The organism is Pseudomonas sp. gcc21, from assembly GCF_012844345.1.
Classification (GTDB): domain Bacteria; phylum Pseudomonadota; class Gammaproteobacteria; order Pseudomonadales; family Pseudomonadaceae; genus Halopseudomonas.
In genome coordinates this window covers 283,609-306,956 of record NZ_CP051625.1, presented here as the reverse complement: position 1 = coordinate 306,956, position 23,348 = coordinate 283,609, and the positions used below count along the sequence as shown (strand labels likewise).

Here is a 23,348-nt window from a genome sequence, read left to right as displayed (position 1 = left end):
TATCTGGCACTGCTTTACCGTCAAAAGAGCCTTAGCTGATCTGCAAAATCTTGTTGGTGGACTGTGCGTTTTCTTCGGTGGTACGCATCATCTTGATGTGCAGCTCGAACTGCCGCGCGAGTGACAGCATGGAGGTCATCTCCTCCACCGCGTTCACGTTGCTTCCCTCAAGAAAGCCTGTGGTGATCTTGATTGCGCCGTCAGCCGGCTGCTCAAGCTGGCCCTCGACGCGCATCAGGCCGTCGTCGCCCTTGCGCATCAGGTCGCCGGGCGGATTGACCAACTTGATGCGGTCGATTTCTGCCAGTACGTTGGGCGCTTCACCCTGGGCGCGTACGGTGATGGTGCCGTCGGTGCCGATCTCGATTTTGTCGGAGGGCGGCAGCGCAATCGGACCGCCATTGCCCAGCACGGGCATGCCGCTTGAAGTGCGAAGAATGCCGAAGGTGTCAATATTCAGGCTGCCGGCGCGGGTATAGGCTTCACCGCCGTCGGGCGCCTGAACCGCGATCCAGCCGTCGCCTTCAATGGCGATGTCCAGCTCCCGGCCGGTTTCCATCAAGGGCCCGCCGGACAGGTCAGTGCCGGCTCGTTCGGTCATGGCATACACGCGGGTCGGATGGGTTTCGCCAAACACCTGCATCGACCGGGCCTGCTCGAAATCCCTCTGAAAGCCGGGCGTGCTGACGTTTGCCAGATTATTGGCATGCGCGCCCTGCGCCAGCATGTTCTGGCTGGCACCGGTCATGGAGATGAATAAGGATTTGTCCATGCTTAACTCCCGTTTCGACCACTGCGACAAGGAATTGCCGCTTTAATGTCTCTATGGAGTATCAAGCACAGTTCGTGCCAGAGTTGAACAGGACTAAATGAGCTTATTAATCAACAGGTTAATGGTTGTCAAAAGGCAGAACGGCAATAATTGGCACGTCATTGCCAACTATTGCCGCGGTATCGCTGATACCCGGGCGGGCCAGCGGTGGGAATTAACGCAGGTTGATGATCGTCTGGGTCACCGCATCTTCGGTCTGAATGGTTTTAGAGTTCGCCTGATAGTTGCGCTGGGCGACGATCAGATTGATCAACTGCTCCGACAGATCAACGTTGGACTGCTCCAGCGCCCCGGACTGAACTCGACCCAGCGTACCCGCACCCGGCTTGCCGATGACCGGCTCACCGGAATCGGAGGATTGCGCCCACGCCGTCTTGCCAAGCGGGGTTAGCCCTTGCTGATTTGCGAAGGTAGCCAATGCCAGCTGTCCTTGCACCTTCGTCTGTCCGTTCGTGTACCGCGCTACCAGCAAACCCTCATCGTTGATTTCCAAACCAGCCAGATCACCGGTGGTGTAGCCATCCTGGGAGACCGCGGTGACTGCGAAGCTGGCTGCGTATTGGGTAGAGCCCTCCAAGTCGAGATTGAAGGTTACGTTCGAGTTAGCTCCGGTGGGCTGACCGTTCTTGTCCAGCGGATTCCAGCCAGTAACCTGGATCGGCTGCTCGGTCTGGAGCTTGCCGGATGCATCGAACTGCAGCCGCATAGGCCCGGCGTCACCATTCACACCTACTGGTTGGCCACCGATCCGCACATGCATATCCCAGTTGTTGCCACTGGTCTTGACGAAATACTTGGTCATGACGTGCGGGTTACCCTGGCTGTCGTAAACGTTTACCGAGGTAGAGCTGTTGTAGGTGGCGGAGTTAGCCGGGTCGAAGGTATTGGTTGCAGCTGTTCTGCCCGCGACCTCGGCAGCAGCAACTTGATCCGCAGTGGGTGCCGGCAGGTTGGCAATGTGTTGATCATAAGCAGTTTGGCGAGCGCTCTCGGCAGCTGCCAGCTCCTGTTCGGTAGGCGGATCTGACAAGACGACCCCATCGTAGGCAGCTTGCCCCGCATTTTCTGCGGCGGTGATTTGTTCAGGTGTCGGCGCCAACGCAGCGGTACGGGCGGCCTCGAAAGCCTGCTCCCATATCGGCTGACGTACGCTTGTCGAATTCAGGTTGAGCGTGGAGGCCACATTCAAAGTCGCCCGCGGATTAGCCGCCTTGGTATCCACTCTTAAATCCGTCTGTACACCTTCATTGATGGTGCCGGTCGCTTCGTTGACGCCAAAGCCCTGCAACCGCTCACCAAAGTTATTGACGATATTGCCCTGGCTGTCAGTGCCAAAGTAACCGGCACGGGTATAACTCAGCGCACCGTTGTTGCTGGTGACAAAGAAGCCGTTGCCGTTGATGGCCAGGTCCAGACTGTTCTCGGTGAAGTTGACTGCACCCTGGTTGAACAGCTGCGCGACATCACCAGTAGCGACACCACTACCGACTGCATTGCTGCCCGTGCCTAAAACTGAGGCTGCATAGACATCTGCGAACTCGGCACGTGAACCCTTGAACCCCACCGTGCCGGCGTTGGCGATGTTGTTACCGGTGATATTCAGCTCGGATGCCGCCGCCCGGATACCACTCAAACCTGTATTGAAAGACATGCTGTACTCCTTGTCCGGTTTGTCGGACGACGTTATTTGCTGATAGTCAGAACTTCAGAAAGACCGATACTGCCGAGTCCGGCCAGATTGAGAACCATCTCGCCACCCTTGCCCATGCCAAGCGACACGCTGTCGACATTGGCTGGCAGCAGGGTTGCGAGCTGTTTGTTCTCACCATTTATGGAGGCCTGAGCTTCGAATTTGTATTTGCCGGCCGGCAAGGTTTCGCCGCTGCCGTTCTTGCCGTCCCATTTGAAGTCCAGCATGCCGGCTTCTTTCGCGCCCATGTTCACTGTTGAAACCAAGCTGCCTTTTTCGTCATAGACGTTGACCGAAACGTTGTCGCTGCGCTGCGTCAGCGCCAGTTGCCCCTCGACACCTTCCTGCGTATCGACCATGGCGTTCATGGTCGGCACGATGACACTGCGTCCGACCAGCGACGACGCTTGCAAGGCCTGGGAAGACTGATAGCCGCTGAGCAGCGAATCCATGGAGGTATTCATGTTCTCAATACCTTCGACGGTACTGAACTGCGCCAGCTGCGCGATGAACTCGCCGTTGTCCTGGGGCGACAGCGGATCCTGGTTATTCATCTGCGCGACCAGCAGGTTCATGAACTCGTTCTTGCCGAGCTCGTCACCTTTGGCGAAACGCGACTGGTCGACCTTGTACTGATCCAGCAGGCTGTCGCCAACGGCGAGATTGTTACTGACACTCATGGTCTACAACTCCTTACTGGCCCAGCGTCAGCACGCGCTGCAGCATGGTTTTGGCGGTGTTCATGATTTCAACGTTGGTCTGATAGGAGCGCGAGGCGGACATCATGTTGGCCATCTCTTCAACCACGTTCACGTTGGGATAAAACACGTACCCTTCCTCGTCAGCCATCGGGTGGTCAGGCTGATAGCGAGGCTGAAGCGCTGCGTCCGATTCGACGATACCGCGCACCTCTACCCCGCTGCCCGCCTCATGCTCAGGTGCAAACAGCGACCCGCCACCGATGTTTTGTTGCTGACTGAATACGGTGGCGAAGACCGGATTCCGCGCGCGGTAGGTTTCGTCGACGCTGCTTGAAACCGTTTCGGCGTTGGCGATGTTGCTGGCGACGGTGTTGAGCCGCAGTGACTGGGCGCTCATGCCGGAACCGGCGATGTTGAAAACCTGGCTAAGGGACATGATCAATCTCCGCGCAGGGCTGTCATCAGCCCCTTGAACTTGCTGTTGAGGAAGGTGAAGCTGGCCTGGAATTCGATAGCGTTCTCGGCGTATCTGGCCTGCTCGACCTGGGTATCAACCGTATTGCCATCGATGGACGGCTGCGCGGCGATGCGGTAACGCAGCCCCGCGGCCTGGTCGATAAACCCTTCCGCCGCCAGATGCTGCGAGTGAGTCTGGATTGCCTTGAAAGGTTTGCTTGCTCCGGTTTTCTCAGCTTCGAGAACGGCCGCAAAATCCACATCCCGCGCCTTGTAGCCGGGGGTATCGGCGTTGGCAATATTGTTGGCAAGCACGGCAGCGCGATCGGCCCTGAAGCCCAGCGCCTTTTCGTGCAACCCCAGTGCTCGGTCGAAACTCAAGCTCATCCCAGCCTCCTCACTCTTCAATCCTGACCGCGGCCAAATTGCCGCCGCTTTGGTGTCATCAGGATCTAAAGCAATTGGCATGCCATAAATGCATTGCTTTATTTTTCAAGGAGATAAGGCGATCAGGAAGCGGCCGGTGGCAACGGTTTACCGGCACCGCCGTCTGCCAGGCGGCAAAAAGTGCGTCGAATGATTAGGCACAACAGGAAAGAGTTAAGAGGTTAGCGAAGCGAAACTGAATCGCAACCTGTAGCGAATTGAGGGCCGAGCGCGACGCTCTTGAGGTCTCGCGATGAGGCTTACTTGGCCTGGTACACAATCCCCGGATTGCACTGCACCATCTGATACAGCTCAGGGAGGCCGTTCAGCGCCTCCGATGCACCCAGCATCAGATAACCGCCGGGCTTCAGGGTCGCATGGATGCGCCTGAGGATGTCCTTCTTGCGTTCGGCGGAAAAATAGATAAGCACGTTCCGGCAAAATACGATGTCGAACTTGCCCAGGATCGCATAGCTCTCCAGCAAATTCAGCGCGCGAAATTCGACGCGGCTGCGGATGGGAGCCTTGACTCGCCATTTTCCCGGTGACGACTGGTCGAAATAACGAACCAATCGGTCCTGGGCCAAACCCCTGCCAATAGAAAGGCTGTCGTACTCCGCGTTTCTGGCTGCCGTCAAAATCCCGCCGGAGAGATCAGTCGCAACGATACTTGCACCGGAGCGCAGCTGACCGGGATCGCTGCGCTCGAACTCGTCAATCGCCATGCTCAGCGAATAGGGCTCCTGCCCTGAAGAGCACGCAGCGGACCAGATACGCAAACGCTGACCGGGGTTGGACTTGATGAAATCCGGTATCAGTCGGTTCTTGAGCACCTCGAAGGGATAACCATCACGAAACCAGAGGGTTTCGTTAGTCGTCATCGCGTCGATGACCGATTCCTTCAGTCCTCCACGGGGTTGGCTCTGGATACGCTGGACCAGCTCACCCAGGTGATTGATACCCTGCTGCTCCATCAGTCGGTTGAGCCGGCTGGCGACCAGGTACTGTTTGTTATCGCCCAGAACGATACCGCATGATTTCTCGAGGAAATCACGAAACTGATGGAAATGCTGCTGTTCAGATGTCAAACGATCCGCCCCGCTGTATAAAAGGCGCCTCCGTCAAACTGGCCCCCCACGCGGCGCGTGCAGCCTGTCGATGACCCGACGGGCAAGCTCGTCTGGTTTGAATTTTGCGAGAAAATCATCCGCGCCTACCTTTTTTACCATCGCCTGGTTGAATACACCGGACAAGGATGTGTGCAAAATAACGTGCAAGCCATGGAGTCGCGGATCGTTCCGCACCTCTGCGGTGAGGGTATACCCGTCCATCTCGGGCATTTCAATATCCGAGATCATCATCAGCAAGCTCTGCGACACGTCTTCGCCGGAATCAGCCAGCGCTTTCAGCCAGTTCAGCGCCTGGCGTCCGTCATTAAGGGCGACGATCTCCACCCCTACTTCCTGCAGACAACGAGACACCTGCTTTCGTGCCACTGATGAATCATCAACGATCAATACCTTGCGTGAAACCGCCGCAGCCTGAGCCTGCTCATCAATCACGCCAGCGCTGACATTCTCCTGCAATGGCACCACTTCGGCCAGAATCCGCTCCACATCAATGATCTCGACCAGGCGATCATCGACCCGCGTCACTGCGGTCAGGTAATGATCACGACCACTGCCCCGGGGCGGTGGATGAATTTCGGACCAGTTCAGATTGACGATGCGTTCGACGCCGCTGACCAGGAAGCCCTGAACCCGGTAATTATATTCGGTGATGATCACGAAAGTATTGGCCAGGTCAGCCAGACCCGGCCCGCCGATGGCCTTGCGCAAATCAATGATCGGCAAGGTACCGCCACGGATATGTGCGACTCCGCGTACCACTGAATTCAGTCGTGGAAGTACCGTCAGCTTCGGGCACTGCAGAATTTCTTTGACCTTGAACACGTTGATGCCGTAAAGCTGGCCGCCGGCCAGACGGAACAGCAGCAATTCGAGGCGATTCTCGCCAACCAGCTGGGTGCGCTGATTGACCGAGTCCATTACGCCAGCCATGGGTGACTCCTCACTATATAGGGGACGGCTTGTATAGGGTGCGGCTTACCGAAGCGCGGCACATTTCTTGCTGCAAGGATGCAAAGCGACATAAACCCGGCGCCATCTCTTTAAGGTTTCCTGTATGCGTTTCAGTACTCACTGCGCCGCGCTGACCATGCTGTTCTCTGCGAGCCTGTCTGCCAGCCCGCTTATAAATCAGCTTATCGGCGCGACTACGGCTTTTCTTGAGGGCGAAATTCAAACGCATCTGCAGCAGAGCACTCGACAGGCTCGCTACAGTATCGAGGTCAATCGCCTGGATCCGCGTTTACGACTCGCCGTCTGCCCGGACGAGGCACTGAAAGCCAGTCTGGAAAGCCCTGCCGTGCCGGTGGGCCGCGTCACGGTGCGCCTTTCCTGCGAGAGCGACGTGCGATGGCGATTGTTCGTACCTGCGCAGGTCAGTCTGTTTGAGGATGTTCTGGTCGCCGTGCGTCCGATGGGCCGGCAGGAGGTAATCGGTGCCGGTGATGTCGCCTTGGTCGAACGCGATACAGGCTTGCTCAATGGCGCTTATCTGACCGATCCGCAACAGGCGGTGGGCATGCGTCTGCGCAGGCCAGTCGCCGCCGATACCGTTGTCAGTCCAGCGCAACTGGAGCAGGATGAAATCGTCAAACGCGGAGACAAGGTCGTGATCAGCGCCGCCAATACGCAGATATCGGTGAAGATGCCCGGAGAAGCGCTGGAAGGCGGCACGGTGGGCGCACAAATCCGCGTCAGGAACACGCGCTCCGGCCGTACGGTCAGCGCAAGGGTTGTCGCCCCGGGTCAGGTGTCGGTGGCAATGTGATACGCCTGACGAACTTGGCTATACTGCGTATTCGACACGCTGGGCGCTAAATGCGAACCAGTCCACATAGTTTGCTCACCAGTACTAAAGGTTTAGCTGCCTCGGCCGTTACAGCTATTAGCAAAGCATTCAGTCTGAGGATAAAACCATGGTTATCAACTTCAACACCGCCAACGGAGCCAACAGCGCCGGGCGCACAGCCCAGGCCGACGCGGCTGCAGGCAAACGCGACGTGGCGGTGGAAAACAACGTAACTGACAAGCCGGGCGTGGATAAATCCGCTCCGGGGGAGTCGTCAGTCAAGCTGAGCGATCAGGCTCAGCAAATGAAATCAATCGAAGCACGGCTAAAGGACTTGCCGGAAGTGGACAGCGAACGGGTAGCGCAGCTCAAACAAGCAATAGCTGATGGCAGTTACAAGCCGGACAGCGGCCGCATTGCCGATAAACTGTTGGGTCTGGAAGACTGAGACGCCCCGGGTCTGTGGAGAAACAGATGACACTCAAGCAGCTATTTGATCAAGCCGCCAGTGACTGCGAACAGTTCATAGAGCTGCTCGACAGGGAGCAGGAGGCATTGATACAGAACGACATGGTCACGCTTGAGTCGCTACTGAACAGCAAGGCTCCACTTGTGTCTGCGCTGAACGGGCATGACCAGCAGATCAATGATCAGGCACGTCAGCTGGGCAAGACACCCGAACAGGACATGGAAGCGTTTCTGGAGTCGCTCGGTCAGAACGAGTTGTTCGAAAGCTACCAGTCCCTCAGGCAATACCTGACCCGTTGCCGCGACGCCAATTTGCGCAACGCGCGATTGGTACGCCATAGCCAGCACGCCAACAGTCACCTGCTTGACCTGATACGCAATCAGGGCGAATCAAGCCAGGCCGTTTACGACCGCCAGGGCCTCGCCAAGCGAAGCCATTCGCAGCGGCCAATAATCAAAGCCTAGGGTCCGTCCACGGCGAGATCCGGCTAGCCAACAACAAGGCGCATAAGGATTGGGTGGCTCATAGCCAGCATGCTATACAATGCTTCCCTTGCCATGCCTATTGTCGAGATTTTTCAGTGTCCAGCTTACTAGCGCCAGAAACCGGTCCGCAGCCGCCCAGGGAAGTCCGCTCGCCCATCGAGATCAATGCGCTGTTGAAGACGCTGCTGCATTCCCGCGACCAGCTGATCGTCAGTTTTCCCGAACGTAGCCAGAAATTTCAGAGCTTCATCGTCGCTATCGACCCGGCGGGCAAGCAGCTCTGGATCGACGAACTGGTCCCGAAAGAAGGCGACCGGTACATCACCGAAGGCGAGTCATTCCGGATTGATGCCTGGCATGAAGGCGTGCACATGCGCTGGCATTGCGTCGCCGCGCAGCGGGTCATTCTGGAAGGCGCGCCGGCATACTGCGCGGCCCTTCCTGAACAGCTCATCTACCATCAGAAACGTGGCGCATTTCGAGCCGTCGTCCAACGGCCACTGGAAACAGGCGTGACGCTGCACAGCGAAACGTTTCGGCTGAGCGGACACCTGTTCGACGTATCCGCAACCGGGTGCAAGGCGCTCTTTGCTTCAGATCAGGCGCACGCGCTCCGTCCTGGCGCCATTATCGAGGCCTGCCAGCTGGATCTGCCTGAGATAGGAACACTGGATCTGGCGGTCGAAGTACGCCACGTGTCCTATGACGAAAAGCGCGACGAGTCCCATGTCGGCCTGAGATTCAGACAGCCCAGCCCTCAGGCTCAGCGGCAGGTGGACCGCTTCGTCAACTACCTGCAGCGCGAGGCGCGCCGACTGGAAAAGCGCGACGACCTGTTCTGATATTAACCGGAGACACCCCGGACCCAGCCCAAGCCGCTGCGCAGTGCCTGGAGATGTAGCGCGCCTGCGCTACACCAATGTCTGCAACACCCCGAACCTCTTCGACCCGTTAGAAGAAGCCGACTACAAATACACCCTGTCGGCGAGCAGGCGTTCACCAACCCCAGGGAGCGCGCCTGCGCTACGCCAGTGTTCTAAGACAGCACCAGCCCCCTTCGACGCGCCCGAAACGCTGCCTAGCAGAGCATGAACGGTGCGTTCTGATCAGCTCAACCGGGACGATGATCTTCCTGGTCCGCATCGAGATCCGCTGCGCTTGGATAACCATCCGCATCATCGCGCATTTGATCGTCAACTATCTGTTCATCGACGCGCGGATCCAGTGCAGCGGATAGCGGTGAACTGGCGAGGTTACCCGCCGCAGGCATGTAATGGCTCGGTTCGGCCTGCAGGTGTTCGCCGGTAACCCGGCTCGGACGCACATTGATAACCAGGAACATGCTGGATATCGCCATGAATACATACAGCATGCCAGGCCCGCCGACCTTCATCAGCGCCGAGCTGGCCAAGGGGCCGGCGCTGGCACCAAGCCCGAAGGTCACCAGCAACATCGCCGAAAGCAATACCCGCTCTTCGGGTTCGACGTGGTCGTTGGCCAGCGCCACCGCAAGCGGATAAAGCGTAAAGGCGAGGATGCCAAATAGCCCGGCCAGCACCAGCAGTGCATATCCGGGTACTACTGCCAGTCCCATCACCAGCGTAACCCCGGTGAGAATAATGGCGTTCAGCTGAATCAGCTGGCTACGATCAAGACGATCAGACATCCAGCCCACCGGCCACTGCGCCAACAACCCCGAGCCGATCGCTACAGCCATGAACACACCGACTTCAGAAGTCCCCAGCCCCATACCCGAAGCGTATACCGGCGCCATGCCGTAGAACGACCCCAGCAAAAGTCCCGACACCGCTATCGTCCCCAGCGCCAGGGGAACGCGTCTGACGAAGAAACCTATACGTAGCGGTGCGGGATGCAGCGGCGCCGGGTGCAGGCTTTTCGTCACCGCCACCGGTACCAGACAGAGCGAAAAGCACATGGCGACGAACAGGATATGGCGGATATTCAGCTCCGGCATCAGAGTAAATACAAACTGACCGAGCATCAGACCCAGGAAGGTCACCACCATATAGCCTGCAAAAACTGTCCCGCGCTGATGGGATTCAGCCTGCTCATTGAGCCAGCTTTCCAGAACCATGTACTGGCACATCATCGCCATGCCCACCAGAATGCGTAGTAACAGCCACAGCTGCACGCTTTCCGACAGGGCATGGCCCAACACCGAGGCGGTGACCACGCCGGCGCTGGCTACGAACGCGCGTATGTGCCCTACCCGCGCAATCAATCTATGGCCGACCGATGCACCTCCGACCAGCCCCACGTAATAACAGGTCATCAGTGCACCGATCCAGATCTCGCTCACCCCGCGCGCAGACAGGCTCAGACCGATATAGGTACTCAGCAGGCCGCTGCCCAGCAGCATCAATAACGTGGCGAAATAGAGCGACGAGAAGGCGGTAAGGGCTTTGGGCATTGAAACTCCACGTACAGTCTGGTTATCAAGTGGGTTGGCTCAGCTTAAAGATAGCCTAACGTCCGGGAGCGCCGGACAATCGAGCCGTTCCCAATAGCCATAACGGGTTTGGTTGACACTGAGGTTGCAGCGCGGGGCCCCTGACTAGTGGGCACCGACACTGACGCAGCGCGGAAACGGCGCAGCTTACTGACAGTCCTGCCGCGAAGAAAGCTCGCCGTGACGTCGGCGCGAATTTTCTGACGAAATCCGCAAGCCACACCTCGTACTGATATCCCGTCCCGATAAGTGGAGTGTAGCAGCGGCCGGTGCCCTGCCGGCCGCGTTGCTGAGGGGAATGACCAGCCGGCTATTTTCTGATGAAGGCCAGCACCGCCTCGGTAAAGGTGTCTCCAGCCTGAACATTGGAAAGGTGCGCAGCCTCGAACTCGACCAGCTCAGCATCCGCGATCGAAGCCTGCATAGCCCGGCCGTGTTCAGTTGTGGTGACCTCGTCAGCGCTGCCGGTGATGATCAGGGTTGGTGCCGTGATCGATTCGAGTTGGCCGCGGAAGTCTGCGTCCCTGACCGCGGCACAGTTAGCGGCATAACCCTCGGGCGACGTGGTCTCCAGCATGCGGGTGATACGTTCCACCGTCTGCGGGTTGGCTGCGGCGTAATCAGGAGTGAACCAGCGTGCCACAGAGCCGTCGCGCAGCTCGCGCATGGCCTGCTCCCTGCCCTTCAGGACCGTCTCGATACGGCCGTTCCAGACCTCATCATTGGCGATCTTGGCGGCGGTATTGCACAGGACCAGCTTGTCGATGCGCTGGCCGGCGTTGATACCAAGCCATTGCCCGATCAGGCCACCCATCGACAGACCGCAGAATGATGCGCGTTCGATGTGTAACGCATCCAGCAATGCGAGCACGTCCTGCCCAAGCTGCTCGATGCTGTAAAACCCCTCACTCACCTCGGACCTGCCGTGACCGCGGGTGTCATAACGCAACACCTGCAACTCATTGATAAAGGCGGGCATCTGCGTATCCCACATGGCGAGCTCGGTGCCGAGGGAATTACTCAGTACCAGGACCGGCGCACCGGCTGGCCCCTCAAGCTGATAATGCAGCGTGCCGTTGGCAGTTTCTATAAAGGGCATAGATGGCTCCATTTACAAAGTTAAAAGGTGCGTGTTCAGAGCTTATCAGGCGCCATGGACAGGCAGCTCGAACGCAAGACGCCCCGGATGCCAATAAGACAGTCCGGGGCGACCAATCTCTCGATCAAATCACATCGAGTGCGCAGCGGCTGAGCGGCTCATTCTTCGCCGCCTGCCTGCCCGTGGGCGGCCGCCGTACGCGCTTCCAGCGCACGTAGCGCTTCGAGTTCTTCAGGCCTTGGCGCTTCGGTCTCACGCACAGTGTCGGCGAAACGGATTTCCCAGCCGGTGTTCTCGATCACCTGCTCCCGTGCGATACCCGGATGCAGCGAGGTGACGACGAATTCGCGGGTGCCCTCCTCCGGCTCCATGATGCACAGGTCGGTGATGATGCCTACCGGCCCGGCACCAGGCAGGCCCAGCTGCTGTCGATGCTCGCCGCCTTCACCGTGGCCGACCGAAGTGATGAATGACAACTTGTCGACAAAGGTGCGATGCGACTGTTTGAGGATGATCAGCACTTCCTTCGCGCTGCCGGCAATTTCCGGTGCGCCACCGGCACCCGGCAGACGCACTTTGGGCTGATTGTAGTCACCGATTACCGTGGTGTTGATATTGCCGAAGCGATCCACTTGGGCTGCGCCAAGAAAGCCGACGTCGATGCGCCCGCCCTGCAGCCAGTAACGGAAAATCTCGCCGGTAGGCACAACGGTGTCGGCGGTCTCAGCCAGCTCACCGTCACCGATCGAAAGCGGCAAGACACTGGGCTTGCAGCCAATCGGGCCGGACTCATAGATCAGTACTACATCAGGCGAGGTGGTCAGCCGCGCCAGGTTGGCTGCCTTGGATGGCAGGCCGATCCCGACGAAACACACAGCACCATTCTTCAGGCGCCGGGAAGCAGCCACGGTCATCATTTCATTGGTGGTGTAGGCAGTCATTATTTGCCCTCCTGCGGTGCGGCAAGCCTGGTCTGGCTGAGTTTCTCAACAAAAGCACCGAAATCAGCGGTGCCGCGGATATATTCATCAATCCAGGCGGAAAAGGTTTCACGGTCGCGGGCGATCGGATCCCAGCTTTGGTAGAAACGGTTGTCGCGCTCGGTATAGCCCAGCGCATAGGAAGGGTGCGCCCCGCCCGGCACGTGGCAGACGGCGGTCAACGCCCACTGCGGCAGCACGCAGGCATTCATTGGTGCTTCCAGGTCGTCGACGATTTCCTCGACCGTGACGATGCAGCGTTTGGCTGCCAGCGCGGCTTCTTTCTGCACACCAAGGATGCCCCAGAGCAGCACATTGCCCTTGCGGTCAGCCTTCTGCGCATGAATCACCGTAACGTCAGGGCGTACCGAAGGCACTGCAGCGAGTTTCTCGCCGGTAAACGGACAGGTGACGCTCTTGATCAGCGGATTGACCTTGGGCAGGTCCGAGCCGGCGTAGGCGCGCAGCACGGCGAAGGGTAGACCGGATGCGCCGGCAATGTAGGCATTGGCCAGATCAGCATGGCTGTGTTCTTCGATTTCCAACGGCTTGGGCCAACCCTTCTCCACCGCATCGCGCAGACGGTGCAGCGATCCGACACCCGGATTGCCGCCCCAGGAGAAAACCAGCTTCTTCGCGCAGCCGGCACCGATCAACAGGTCATATACCAGATCGGGTGTCATGCGGATGAGGGTCAGATCCTGTTTGTTCTGACGAATGATCTCATGCGACGCAGCGGTCGGAATGAGATGAGTGAAGCCTTCGAGGGCGATGCTGTCGCCATCGTTGACGAAGCGGTCAATCGCTTCGGCAAGGGAAATGATCTTGGACATCGGTATAGCTCTCGATTGAATGAGGGGAGCCACCGGCGGGGGTGGCGTGAGTCCTACCTTATGCGGACGCAACGCCGCAAACAATCCGATTATCGGATTCCTGTTCGATTATCGAACCATATGGCGCGATACCTGCAAACAAGCACCCCTGTCGGGGTGGAACCCGGCGCTTAGATCAGCGAGCTGGTTCTTCCTCCATAACTTGCTGCTCCGGTGTGGGTCGGCGCAGGGTCAGCAGCAGATGCGCCGCTACCCCGAAGATCAGGCCCCAGAACGCAGCGGACAGCCCGAGGAAGGACATGCCGGACGCGGTTACCAGAAAGGTAATCAATGCCGCCTCCCGGTCACTGGGTATCGCCATTGCACTGGTGAGCGCGCCGGCTATGGCGGCAAACAGGGCGAGACCGGCAAGCGCAGCAATCAGCTCAGCGGGAAATGCGGTGAATAGCGAGACCAGCGTGGCACCAAACAGCCCGAGTAGCAGATAGGTAAGCCCGCCAACCACACCGGCTACGTAGCGCCGCCCCGGGTCCGGGTGCGCTTCCGGCCCGGTGCAGATAGCGGCAGTAATCGCCGCCAGCGTCAGGCCGTGGCAGCCAAACGGGGCCAGCAGTAACGAGCCCACTGCACTGCTGCTGATAATCGGGCTCGCAGGGGTCGAATATCCCGAGGCACGCATGACCGCAATACCGGGTACGAACTGCCCGGTCAGCGCGACCATTACCAGCGGCAACGCAATATTCAGCGCAGCCGACAGACTGAACTCAGGGGTGATCCAGACCGGTATGGCTAGCCCAACGACCAACGCGTCCTGGCGCATATCACCGCTGGCCAGCGCGATCAGGCAACCCACCACCAATACGGCCATCACCGCGTAGCGTGGCATTAACCGTTTGCCCAGCAGATAGGTGACGAACATTGCCAGCACCAGAATCGGCTGCGACTCCAGCGATACGAATAGTCCGGTCCCGAAACGGAACAGGATTCCCGCAAGCATCCCGGCGGCAATCGCAGCGGGCAGTTTGCGGATGATCCGGTCGAAAGCGCCGGTCACCCCAACGATAAAAATGATCACAGAGGCGAGAATATAGGCGCCCACCGCTTCATTGAGACTGACTTCAGGCAGTAACGAGACCAGAAGCGCAGAGCCCGGTGCCGACCAGGCAATGATCACGGGGACCCTGTATCGCAGGCTCAAGCCAATACCGAGCACGGCGCTGCCGATGGATATTGCCCAGACCCAGGATGACAGCACGGCGTGCGGCATACCGGCGCTTTCGGCAGCCTGGAAGACGATAACCAGTGGGCCCGCATAAGAGATAACGGTGGCGATAAATCCGGCCACTGCAGCGGACGGAGAAAAATCCTTAACCAGGGTTTTCATGGCATCTCGTCACAGGATAGAGGAAGGGGTTGGCGCAGATCCTGACCAGGCTCCGGCCAGCACCTGCGAAGGGTATCGCAGGGCTGGCCGGAGAAAGACGCCGGTCTTGTGAACCGGCGTCAGAACAAAGAGCGGGACGAAACCCGCCTCACGTCAGGCTTCCTGCAAAGCACGCGGACGTCCGCTGCGCTGCTCCGCATCCGCGGCCGGCGCAGGCTGGAGCTGGAAGTCGAAATCGATCGTCGCGAAACGGCCTTCAACACCCCGCTCGCGCGCTGCGGCATCATCTTCGGTGAACTGGATATCGGCGATCAGACCTTCACGGGTAGCGTAGGCAAAGTCATCCCACAGGTGCTCATCGCCAGCGAAGTTGAACTGAGTGGTCAGGTGACGATAACCCGGCGCCGAGATGAAGAAGTGCACGTGCGCAGGACGCTGGCCGTGACGCCCCAGCTGATCCAGTACTTCCTGAGTCGGACCCTCAGGCGAGCAGCCATACCCGGACGGAACGATGCTGCGTGCGCGGTAGTAGCCTTCGGCATCGGTGATGATCCGGCGACGCAGGTTGTATTCCGGCTGGCTCTTGTCGAAGTAGGAATAGTTGCCCTGCTCGTTGGCGTGCCACAGATCGACCGTTGCGCCGACAACGGGCTGGCCGTCGAGATCAACTACGCGGCCGGAAAGGAACAGCGGCGTGCCCTGCTCTTCGCCGTCATACATGACCGCCTCGCCTTCACAGATCGGTGCGCCAGCCACATACAACGGCCCTTCGATGGTGCGGGGGGTGCCGCCGGTCTGACCGACCTGTTCGTCCTTGGCGTCCTGCAGCAGATCAAGGAAATGCTCGAGCCCCAGGCCTGCGACAACCAGACCGGCTTCGCCGCTGGCGCCCAGACGATTGACGTAATCAACGGCGGTCCAGAATTCGTCCTGGGTTACGTCCAGGTCTTCGATGATCCGGGCGGTATCCTGCAGGATGCGATGCACCAGCGCCTTGACCCGCGGGCTGCCCTGCTCGTTACCGAAGCCGCTGGCTTCTTCGAAAAACTTCTGGATTTCAGTGTTCTGTGTGATGGTCACGGACATGGTATCTACCTCTCTTGTTCTAATGGAAATCAGCGGTCATCGTCACGGATGGATGAGGGGTGACGGCATAACGCGTCGACCTCGATATCCATGTAGGGGTAAAGCGGCAAGCTCATCAGCGTGTTGTGCAGTTCATCGACGCTGGCAACGTCAAACACGCTGTAGTTGGCATAAAAGCCGGCGATGCGCCACAGGTGACGCCACTTGCCTTCGCGCATCAGTCCCTGGGCCAGGGCCTTTTCTTCAGCCTTGATCTTCGCGGCCTGCGCCGGGTCCATATCGACCGGCAGGTTGACGGTCATCTTTACGTGAAACAGCATATTCAGTTCCTCTGAGGGGTAATGGATTAGCGGCGACGGAAGAACGCCAGGCGGTCTTCGTCCAGAGTCAGGCCGAGCCCCGGATTGCGCGGCACTTCGAGTTGGAAGTCGCGATACACGGGCGCCTCGACGACAATTTCTTCCGTCAACAACAGCGGGCCGAACAGTTCGGTGTGCCAGGTCAGCTTGTTCAGCGTGACGAATGCATGCGCGGAAGCCATGGTGCCCACCGAACCTTCCAGCATGGTTCCGCCATACAGCGAAATACCGGCAGCTTCGGCGATCTGCGCCGTGCGCAACACGGCGCGCGGGCCGCCATTCTTGGCGATTTTCAAGGCAAAGATGCTGGCGGCGCCGTCGGCAGCCAGACTGAAGGCGTCCGCGACGCTCTCGATGGATTCATCGGCCATGATGGGTGCGGGGCTGCGCTGATTGAGGCGGATCTGCCCACCGCGGTTGATCCGGGAAATCGGCTGCTCGATCAGATCAATGCCGTTGTCGCCCAGCACCTGGCAAGCGCGGATCGCCACGGACTCGTCCCAGTACTGATTGACGTCGACGCGTACGCTGGCACGGTCGCCCAGCGCCTGCTTGATGGCGATGACATGGCGCAGGTCCTGGTTCACCTCGTTGGCACCGATCTTCAGCTTGAAAATGCGGTGGCGGCGAATATCGAGCATCTGCTCGGCTTCGGCGATGTCCTTTGCCGTATCGCCGCTGGCCAGTGTCCAGGCGACCTCCAGGCCATCCCGTACGCGCCCGCCCAGCAGTTCACTGACCGGCAACCCCAGCCGCTTGCCCTGGGCATCAAGCAACGCGCTTTCGATGCCGGACTTGGCGAAGGTGTTACCAGTGATGGATTTGTCCAGACGCAGCATGGCGGCATTGATATTGGCGGCGTCCTGCCCGACCAGCAGCGGCGCGAAATGGCTATCAATGTTCTGCTTGATGCTTTCCGGGCTCTCGTTGCCATAGGCCAAGCCGCCAATCGTGGTGGATTCACCCAGACCTTCAATGCCATCCGAACAGCGCAGGCGAACGATCACCAGCGTCTGGTTCTGCATGGTGTGCATCGCCAGCTTGTGCGGACGGATGGTCGGCAGATCGACGATGACCGTCTCGATGTTCTCGATCAGTACTTGAGTCATAGCATTCCAGTTCTCTTACGTGGGTTCGGGCGATGTAGCGGATCAACCAAGATCACCGCCTGCCACGGGTAGCGTCACACCGGTGATGTACGTTGCCTCCTCAGAGGCCAGAAAGAGGATCGCGCCGACCTGCTCGTCGATCGTGCCGTAGCGTTTCATCAGGCTGCTGTCCACGGTCTGATCGACGATCTGCTGATACCAAATCTTTTCCTGTTCGCTCTGCTCGGCGGTGTTACGTGGTATGCGACGCGGCGGTGCTTCGGTCCCGCCTGGCGCGGTAGCGTTCACCCGCACGCCGCGGCCAGCCGTTTCCAGCGCAAGACAGGCAGTCAGGGCGTTCACGCCACCCTTGGCCGCGCCATAGGGCACCCTGTTTACACCGCGGGTCGCCACGGACGAGACGTTGACAATGGCTCCGCCACCCTGCTCCAGCATCTGTGGCAAGGCGGCGTGGCAGCACCACAGCGTCGGGAATAATGAACGCCGCACTTCGGCTTCTATCTCATGTTCCTGATAGTGCTCGAAGGGCTTGGCCCAGATGGTGCCGCCGACGTTATTGATCAGGATATCCAGACGACCGAAGCGCTCGACGGCGGCCTTCATCACTTCATTGCAGCCAGCAAACTGTTCGAGGTCAGCCGTCAGCGTCAGCACTTCGGCTCCCTGCGCGCCAAGCTCGATGGCCAGCTCGTGTACCAGTTCGGAACGGTCAACCAGCACCAGCTGGCCACCTTCCGCAGCCATGCGCTCGGCGACGCGCCGGCCGATTCCCTGCGCCGCGCCGGTGATGACGGCAACCTTGTTGCAGAAACGTTGAGTCATGTCAGCAGTCCTGTACGTTGATGGGCTGGCGCCTGAAGAGATCAGGCGCTCGCTGCGAATTTTTCGAAGAAGAAATTCACCGGCTCCAGGCCCTGCTCACGCAGGTACTGGCTTACCGATTCAACCATCGCCGGCGGCCCACACAAGTAAACGTCCACTTCCCCATCATTCAGATGCTTCGGTTCGATATGCTGGGTGACGTACCCTTTGAGCGGGTGCGCGGTATCCGGGCTGGACACGCACGTGCTGTAGGTGAAATTGGGGATGCGCTCGGCAAAGTCGTCGAGCTTTTCCATTTCCACCAGGTCGTGATCCTGCGACACCCCATAGATCAGATGCAGGGGATGCTCGCTTCCCTGCGCAGCAATCTTGTCGAGCATCGCAGTGAAGGGTGCGAGACCGGTTCCACCGGCCAGCAACAACAGCGGACGCTTGATGTCGCGCAGATAGAAGCTGCCCAGCGGGCCCGCCAGGTTCAGCGTATCGCCGGCCTTGGCCATGCCCGTCAGGAAGCTGCTCATCAATCCGCCCGGCACGTTGCGGATCAAAAAGCTGACCTCGCCTTCGCGCGGCATGGAACTGAAGGAATAGGCGCGGGTCTGATCGCTGCCAGGCACCTGCAGATTCACATACTGACCCGGCAGGAACGCCAGGCGATGCAGGGCCTCACCCTTGAGCGACAACGCTATGGTGCTTTCGGATAACTGACGAATATCGCTGATCTCGGCCTCGATGCTGACCTGAGTGGTCTTGCACACCTCGCTTGACGCCGGAACGCTGATGACGCAATCGCTCTCGGCAACCATCTGGCAGGTCAGCACATAGCCCTGCTCAGCTTCGTCCTCACTCAGCGCGTCCTCGATGTATTCCTCTCCGAGGTCGTAGCGGCCGGATTCAGCCTTGCATTTGCAGGCTCCGCAGGCACCATCGCGGCAGTCCAGCGGCACGTTGATGCCCTGACGGTAGGCTGCGTCGGCAACGGTTTCGCCGGGGTTGGTATCGATGAAGCGGGTCACGCCGTCTTCAAAGTTCAGTGCAATCATGTGGGTCATGGCAGAGGCCTCAAAGATGGTAAACGTCGATCATCTGGCGGATGTAATCGTTCTTCAGCACGACCTTCTTGGCCTTGATCAGCGGCTGCTCGCCACGCACGTCAAGGGTGTAGAAGCTGGTGCCGTAGAAATGATCGACGGTCTTGTAGCGAAAACTCAGGGTGTGCCAGTTGAAGCGCAGCTTGCACATTCCATCAGCCTGCTCGAGCAACTCGAGGTTATTGATGTTGTGCGAGGTGCGGGTGTCCGGCATCGTGGCGCTGGAGCGGTCGGTACGTATGCGGAACACGCGGTCTTCCAACCCGCTGCGGTTGCCGTACCAGATCAGCGAAATCTCGGTCTGGGGATCCTCGGTCAACCGGTCCTGATCGTCCCACGCGGGCATCCAGAAAGTGGCGTCAGCCGCGTACAGTTCCAGCCAGTTATCCCAGTCCTTGTCATCCAGATACCGCGCTTCGCGGTACAGGAAGTCACGTGCGGTTTCGTAGGAGATGGTCATCACGCGCCCTCCACATGGATCAGTTGGCCCTGTTCTTTCTCGGCAGCCCGCTTGATCGATTCCTGCCAGAACTTGTGCTGGAGCACGAACAGTCCTTCATCTTCACTGCGCGCGCCGCTCATGATCGGCTCAAGACCGATTTCCGCCGCGCCTTCATCCGCGCCGTCGATCCAGTGCTTGGCACCACGGGACATGTCGTTCCATTCCGCTGCAGCACCCTTGTAACCTTCCTGGCACGCGCGGAATTCTTCCAGATCGTCCGGAGTCGCCATACCACTGACGTTGAAGAAATCCTCGTACTGGCGGATGCGACGCGAGCGCGCTTCTGCGCTTTCGCCACGGGGAGCAATGCAATAGATGGTGACTTCGGTCTTGTCGACCGACAGCGGACGGGCGACCCGCAATTGCGAGCCGAACTGGTCCATCAGGTACAGGTTCGGGTACAGACACAGGTTGCGGGAGTGTTCGATCATCCAGTCAGTACGCGCCTGGCCGAATTCCTCGATCATTTCCTCGCGGCGGCTGTAGAGCGGACGGTCTTCCGGGTTATCCCAACGGGTCCAGAGCAGCAAGTGGCCATTCTCGAAGGAATAGAAACCACCACCCTTCTTGCCCCAGCCGCCGGCGCTCATGGCGCGGACGTCATCGCCTGCTTCACGGAGCTTGCGCTGGTTCTGGGTGGCGGCGTAGTTCCAGTGCACGGCGCTGACGTGATAGCCGTCGGCACCGTTTTCCGCCTGCAACTTCCAGTTGCCTTCGTAGACATAGGTGGACGCACCGCGCAGCACTTCGAGACCGTCCGGCGATTGGTCGACGACCATGTCGATAATCTTTCTCGATTCACCGAGGAATTCGTCCAGCGGTGCAACGTCTTCGCGCAGGCTGCCAAACAGGAATCCGCGATAGGACTCAAACCGTGCAACCTTGGTCAGGTCATGTGAGCCGTCACATTTGAAGCTGTCCGGGTAACCCGCTTCCTTGGGATCCTTGACCTTGAGCAGCTTGCCGGAGTTGTTGAATGTCCAGCCGTGGAACGGACAGGTGTAAGTGGACTTGTTGCCGCTCTTGTAACGACAGAGCATCGCACCACGGTGACTGCAGGCGTTGATGAAGGCGTTCAGCTCGCCTTCCTTGTTGCGCGCGATGAAAATCGGCTGGCGACCCATATAGGTCGTGTAGTAGTCATTCTTCTCCGGAATCTGGCTCTCATGCGCGAGATACAGCCAGTTGCCTTCGAAGATGTGCTTCATCTCCAGTTCGAACAGACGAGGGTTGGTGAAGATCTCACGCTTACAGCGAAAAGTGCCCTTTTCTTGATCGTCTTCCAGCAGGTTATCGAGGTATTCGGGTCGCAAGGTCATGGCCAAGGCTCCACATTATTGTTTCAACAAGATGAAGACTATGTGGCAGCAGGGTCGGGCAATATCCGCTTTCTGCACTGACGCTATCCGTTTCCTGCAACAAGCGGGATACGGATGAACGGGGACCTAATCGGAATGTCGGACACGAAAAAGCGTCTCTCTGTCGCGTGCATGGACAGAGAGAACATGTATGAATATCAGTAGGTTACGATGCGAACAGGCTTAACGACGCCGCAGCGTTTCTGAAGGAAGCTCGCCGAAAGCGCCTTTGTAATTCTCGGAAAAACGTCCCAGGTGCATGAACCCGTAGTCGAGCGCAACCTCGGTAACGTTGCGCACCTTGACCGCCGGATCGCACAGACACTGTCTGACGCGCTCAAGCTTGCGAGCACGAATATAGTTCTTCGGAGTGGTCCCGGCGTTCCGGTCAAACAACGCATATAACGACCGCGGACTGATGCGTACCGCCTGTGCCAGCTGGTCGATGCTGATGTCCTGCTTGAGGTTTTCGTCGATGTACTGGGCAACCCGCTCGAATGACGGACAGCTTTCGCTCAGCTCTTCACGGCTGACGTTGTTACTCAGCAACCCAAGCAGCTTGGACGCGACGATGCGCGTGTACTGTTCACGAACCATAGGCATGCTCTGATCGCCCTCGGCTTCGTGACAGATCATCGTCAGCAGATTGATGAAGCCGTCCAGCTGATTCATATTGTGCCGCGCAGCGAAACGTATCCCTTCCGCCGGCCGCCGCCAGTTGTTTTCAGTGCAAGCCTTGTCCAGAAACGCCGCGGGCACCTTGATGATGAATTTCTCGCAGTCGTCCGAGTAAGTCAGATCCACCGGATCATCAGGGTTGATAAGCAACAACTCGCCAGGTCTGAACTGGTGCTGTTCGCTTTTGCCCCGCCACAGACAATTGCCTTGCAGCAGAATCTGCAGGTGGAATACGGTTTCAAGCGCAGGCGAAGTAACGTGCACCCCGGCCCCATAACCGATCCGACAGAGATCGAGATTGCCGAATTCACGGTGACTTAGGGCCGCGCTGGGCTGTCCGCGCTTAGGTAGCTGGATACTATGCAAACCGACGTGCTGGTTGACATAGTCTGATACGCAATACGGATCAGCGTTAGCAAAAACGCGACTCGTTTCACCAAGCAGGCGACTTTCCATAATAAGGGTGCTCTTGTATGTGAAGGCGCTCGACTCGATATCTGGCGAGTCGTCAATTGCTGTCCATGGCAATGCAGGCGATCCATCGCATACAGCCCCCGCGACAAAGCGTCTGATTGGGGCCAGGTGGGCTGCGGAACATGCTTAGAGTGTTCAGCCAGCCCGAACCGATATCAAATAGTGTGCCTTATCCACCTAGTCGTGCATTCAACCAAGGTCGCATATGGCCGATAATCGAACACAATCGCCCGATAACGAACCAGAGAAGTCCGCCTGGCTGATTCACATCAATGACATGATCAAACCGGACTGAACAGCTGAGTGCTCAGCTCCTGGCTGGCTGCCAGCATGACCGGAAGGATCCTTCGCTCGAGATCCGTCGCTGGCACCCTCCCCGCATGGGTGCTGACATTCATGGCTGCCACGACGTGGCCAGCCGAATCAAAAACCGGTACAGCGATCGAGCGCAAACCCTGCTCAAGCTCCTGGTCGACCAGACACCAGCCCTGGCGACGCACCTGTTGCAGACATTCCCACAGCGCTTCCGGCGTAGACAGAGTACGACTGGTTCTGGGCTGCAGTTCGGCATTCGACAGGTGATCAGTCAACTCGACGTCGTCGAGCGCAGCCAACAATACGCGTCCCATGGAGGTGCAATAAGCGGGCAGACGACTGCCTACACTGAGATCCACCGATATCAGTCGCTGCGGGATGGCCGAACGTGCGATGTACAGCACTTGATCGCCCTCAAGCGTAGCGAGGTTACAGGCTTCATGCAGCTGCTCGCTAAGACGGTCCAGATACGGTTGCGCAGAGACCGCGAGCGGGGTCGAGGACAAATAGGCATGGCCCAGAGTAAGAACTTTCGGCAGCAACGAATAGGTCCGCCCGTCCGTCGTGGCAAAGCCAAGCTGCATAAGCGTGTAAAGACAGCGGCGCACCGCCGCCCTGGGAATCTCGGTGCGATGGCTAATCTGCGCGATGGTCAGGTGTCGCTTGCGCTCCTGAAACGCATTGATTACAGCCAGCCCACGCGCCAGGGAGGTCATGAAATTCGGATCACCACTTAACGAAGCGATGCGCTTGGCGGGGGACACATAGGCAGGAGGGGCCAGGACAGGCCTGGACGGCGGTGAGTCGGACATG

General features: G+C 58.7%; 25 protein-coding genes. 4 read left to right on the top strand and 21 right to left on the bottom strand.

From position 1 onward, the window contains the following. Positions 1-31 precede the first annotated feature (31 nt). The 7 genes from flgF to HG264_RS01520 form a co-directional block, all read right to left on the bottom strand. Positions 32-772, bottom strand: coding sequence for a flagellar basal-body rod protein FlgF (gene flgF, locus HG264_RS01550; protein WP_169406009.1), 741 nt, complete (start codon positions 770-772; stop codon positions 32-34). 214 nt (positions 773-986) lie between these two features. Next, positions 987-2,483 (bottom strand): flagellar hook protein FlgE, encoded by a 1,497-nt coding sequence (locus HG264_RS01545; RefSeq protein WP_169406008.1) that lies wholly within the window; start codon positions 2,481-2,483, stop codon positions 987-989. 32 nt (positions 2,484-2,515) lie between these two features. Continuing rightward, the gene (flgD, locus tag HG264_RS01540; protein ID WP_169406007.1) at positions 2,516-3,202 is read right to left on the bottom strand and encodes a flagellar hook assembly protein FlgD; all 687 of its coding nucleotides are present in this window, start codon (positions 3,200-3,202) and stop codon (positions 2,516-2,518) included. A gap of 13 nt (positions 3,203-3,215) precedes the next feature. Then, positions 3,216-3,659 carry a flagellar basal body rod protein FlgC gene (gene flgC, locus HG264_RS01535; RefSeq protein ID WP_169406006.1) on the bottom strand — a complete coding sequence of 148 codons (444 nt, stop codon included), beginning with the start codon at positions 3,657-3,659 and terminating at the stop codon, positions 3,216-3,218. 2 nt (positions 3,660-3,661) lie between these two features. Next, positions 3,662-4,066, bottom strand: coding sequence for a flagellar basal body rod protein FlgB (gene flgB, locus HG264_RS01530; protein WP_169406005.1), 405 nt, complete (start codon positions 4,064-4,066; stop codon positions 3,662-3,664). A 299-nt stretch (positions 4,067-4,365) separates the two neighbouring features. After that, positions 4,366-5,193: a protein-glutamate O-methyltransferase CheR gene (locus tag HG264_RS01525; RefSeq protein ID WP_169406004.1), complete on the bottom strand. Its 828-nt coding sequence runs from the start codon at positions 5,191-5,193 to the stop codon at positions 4,366-4,368. 33 nt (positions 5,194-5,226) lie between these two features. After that, on the bottom strand, positions 5,227-6,165 hold the full coding sequence (locus HG264_RS01520; RefSeq protein ID WP_169406003.1) for a chemotaxis protein CheV: 939 nt from the start codon (positions 6,163-6,165) through the stop codon (positions 5,227-5,229). Positions 6,166-6,289: 124 nt separating this feature from the next. Here HG264_RS01520 and flgA point away from each other — a divergent pair, with 124 nt between their 5' ends. From flgA to HG264_RS01500, 4 genes are all read left to right on the top strand, one after another. Next, complete coding sequence (gene flgA / locus HG264_RS01515) at positions 6,290-7,000, top strand: flagellar basal body P-ring formation chaperone FlgA (RefSeq protein ID WP_256663737.1); 711 nt, start codon at positions 6,290-6,292, stop codon at positions 6,998-7,000. A 148-nt stretch (positions 7,001-7,148) separates the two neighbouring features. Beyond that, the gene (gene flgM / locus HG264_RS01510) at positions 7,149-7,469 is read left to right on the top strand and encodes a flagellar biosynthesis anti-sigma factor FlgM (protein ID WP_169406002.1); all 321 of its coding nucleotides are present in this window, start codon (positions 7,149-7,151) and stop codon (positions 7,467-7,469) included. 26 nt (positions 7,470-7,495) lie between these two features. Next, entirely contained in the window at positions 7,496-7,954 is a 459-nt protein-coding gene (locus tag HG264_RS01505; protein WP_169406001.1) for a flagella synthesis protein FlgN, read from the top strand. Between the two features lie 116 nt (positions 7,955-8,070). Next, complete coding sequence (locus tag HG264_RS01500; RefSeq protein WP_169406000.1) at positions 8,071-8,817, top strand: flagellar brake protein; 747 nt, start codon at positions 8,071-8,073, stop codon at positions 8,815-8,817. Between the two features lie 269 nt (positions 8,818-9,086). Here the strand turns inward: HG264_RS01500 and HG264_RS01495 are convergent, their stop codons facing one another. From HG264_RS01495 to HG264_RS01430, 14 genes are all read right to left on the bottom strand, one after another. After that, a complete protein-coding gene (locus HG264_RS01495) occupies positions 9,087-10,406 on the bottom strand; it encodes an MFS transporter (protein ID WP_169405999.1) in 1,320 nt (439 codons plus the stop codon). A gap of 349 nt (positions 10,407-10,755) precedes the next feature. Further along, a complete protein-coding gene (pcaD, locus tag HG264_RS01490) occupies positions 10,756-11,544 on the bottom strand; it encodes a 3-oxoadipate enol-lactonase (RefSeq protein WP_169405998.1) in 789 nt (262 codons plus the stop codon). 158 nt (positions 11,545-11,702) lie between these two features. Continuing rightward, complete coding sequence (locus HG264_RS01485; RefSeq protein ID WP_169405997.1) at positions 11,703-12,485, bottom strand: CoA-transferase subunit beta; 783 nt, start codon at positions 12,483-12,485, stop codon at positions 11,703-11,705. After that, positions 12,485-13,357 carry a CoA transferase subunit A gene (locus HG264_RS01480; RefSeq protein ID WP_169405996.1) on the bottom strand — a complete coding sequence of 291 codons (873 nt, stop codon included), beginning with the start codon at positions 13,355-13,357 and terminating at the stop codon, positions 12,485-12,487. Before HG264_RS01480 ends, HG264_RS01485 begins: the two co-directional genes overlap by 1 nt. Positions 13,358-13,532: 175 nt before the next feature. Beyond that, positions 13,533-14,741, bottom strand: coding sequence for a benzoate/H(+) symporter BenE family transporter (locus HG264_RS01475; protein ID WP_169405995.1), 1,209 nt, complete (start codon positions 14,739-14,741; stop codon positions 13,533-13,535). Positions 14,742-14,894: 153 nt separating this feature from the next. Beyond that, entirely contained in the window at positions 14,895-15,827 is a 933-nt protein-coding gene (gene catA / locus HG264_RS01470; RefSeq protein ID WP_169405994.1) for a catechol 1,2-dioxygenase, read from the bottom strand. 29 nt (positions 15,828-15,856) lie between these two features. Next, a complete protein-coding gene (catC, locus tag HG264_RS01465; RefSeq protein WP_169405993.1) occupies positions 15,857-16,147 on the bottom strand; it encodes a muconolactone Delta-isomerase in 291 nt (96 codons plus the stop codon). 26 nt (positions 16,148-16,173) lie between these two features. Further along, the gene (locus HG264_RS01460) at positions 16,174-17,295 is read right to left on the bottom strand and encodes a muconate cycloisomerase family protein (protein ID WP_169405992.1); all 1,122 of its coding nucleotides are present in this window, start codon (positions 17,293-17,295) and stop codon (positions 16,174-16,176) included. Between the two features lie 42 nt (positions 17,296-17,337). Continuing rightward, on the bottom strand, positions 17,338-18,117 hold the full coding sequence (locus HG264_RS01455; protein ID WP_169405991.1) for a 1,6-dihydroxycyclohexa-2,4-diene-1-carboxylate dehydrogenase: 780 nt from the start codon (positions 18,115-18,117) through the stop codon (positions 17,338-17,340). 41 nt (positions 18,118-18,158) lie between these two features. Further along, complete coding sequence (benC, locus tag HG264_RS01450) at positions 18,159-19,169, bottom strand: benzoate 1,2-dioxygenase electron transfer component BenC (RefSeq protein WP_169405990.1); 1,011 nt, start codon at positions 19,167-19,169, stop codon at positions 18,159-18,161. A 10-nt stretch (positions 19,170-19,179) separates the two neighbouring features. Next, positions 19,180-19,668 carry a benzoate 1,2-dioxygenase small subunit gene (gene benB / locus HG264_RS01445; RefSeq protein ID WP_169405989.1) on the bottom strand — a complete coding sequence of 163 codons (489 nt, stop codon included), beginning with the start codon at positions 19,666-19,668 and terminating at the stop codon, positions 19,180-19,182. Continuing rightward, on the bottom strand, positions 19,668-21,029 hold the full coding sequence (gene benA / locus HG264_RS01440) for a benzoate 1,2-dioxygenase large subunit (RefSeq protein WP_169405988.1): 1,362 nt from the start codon (positions 21,027-21,029) through the stop codon (positions 19,668-19,670). The genes benB and benA overlap by 1 nt, the downstream gene beginning before the upstream one ends. 222 nt (positions 21,030-21,251) lie before the next feature. Continuing rightward, the gene (locus tag HG264_RS01435) at positions 21,252-22,202 is read right to left on the bottom strand and encodes an AraC family transcriptional regulator (RefSeq protein WP_169405987.1); all 951 of its coding nucleotides are present in this window, start codon (positions 22,200-22,202) and stop codon (positions 21,252-21,254) included. 299 nt (positions 22,203-22,501) lie between these two features. Next, positions 22,502-23,347 (bottom strand): IclR family transcriptional regulator, encoded by an 846-nt coding sequence (locus tag HG264_RS01430; protein ID WP_169405986.1) that lies wholly within the window; start codon positions 23,345-23,347, stop codon positions 22,502-22,504. Position 23,348: the final 1 nt, after the last annotated feature.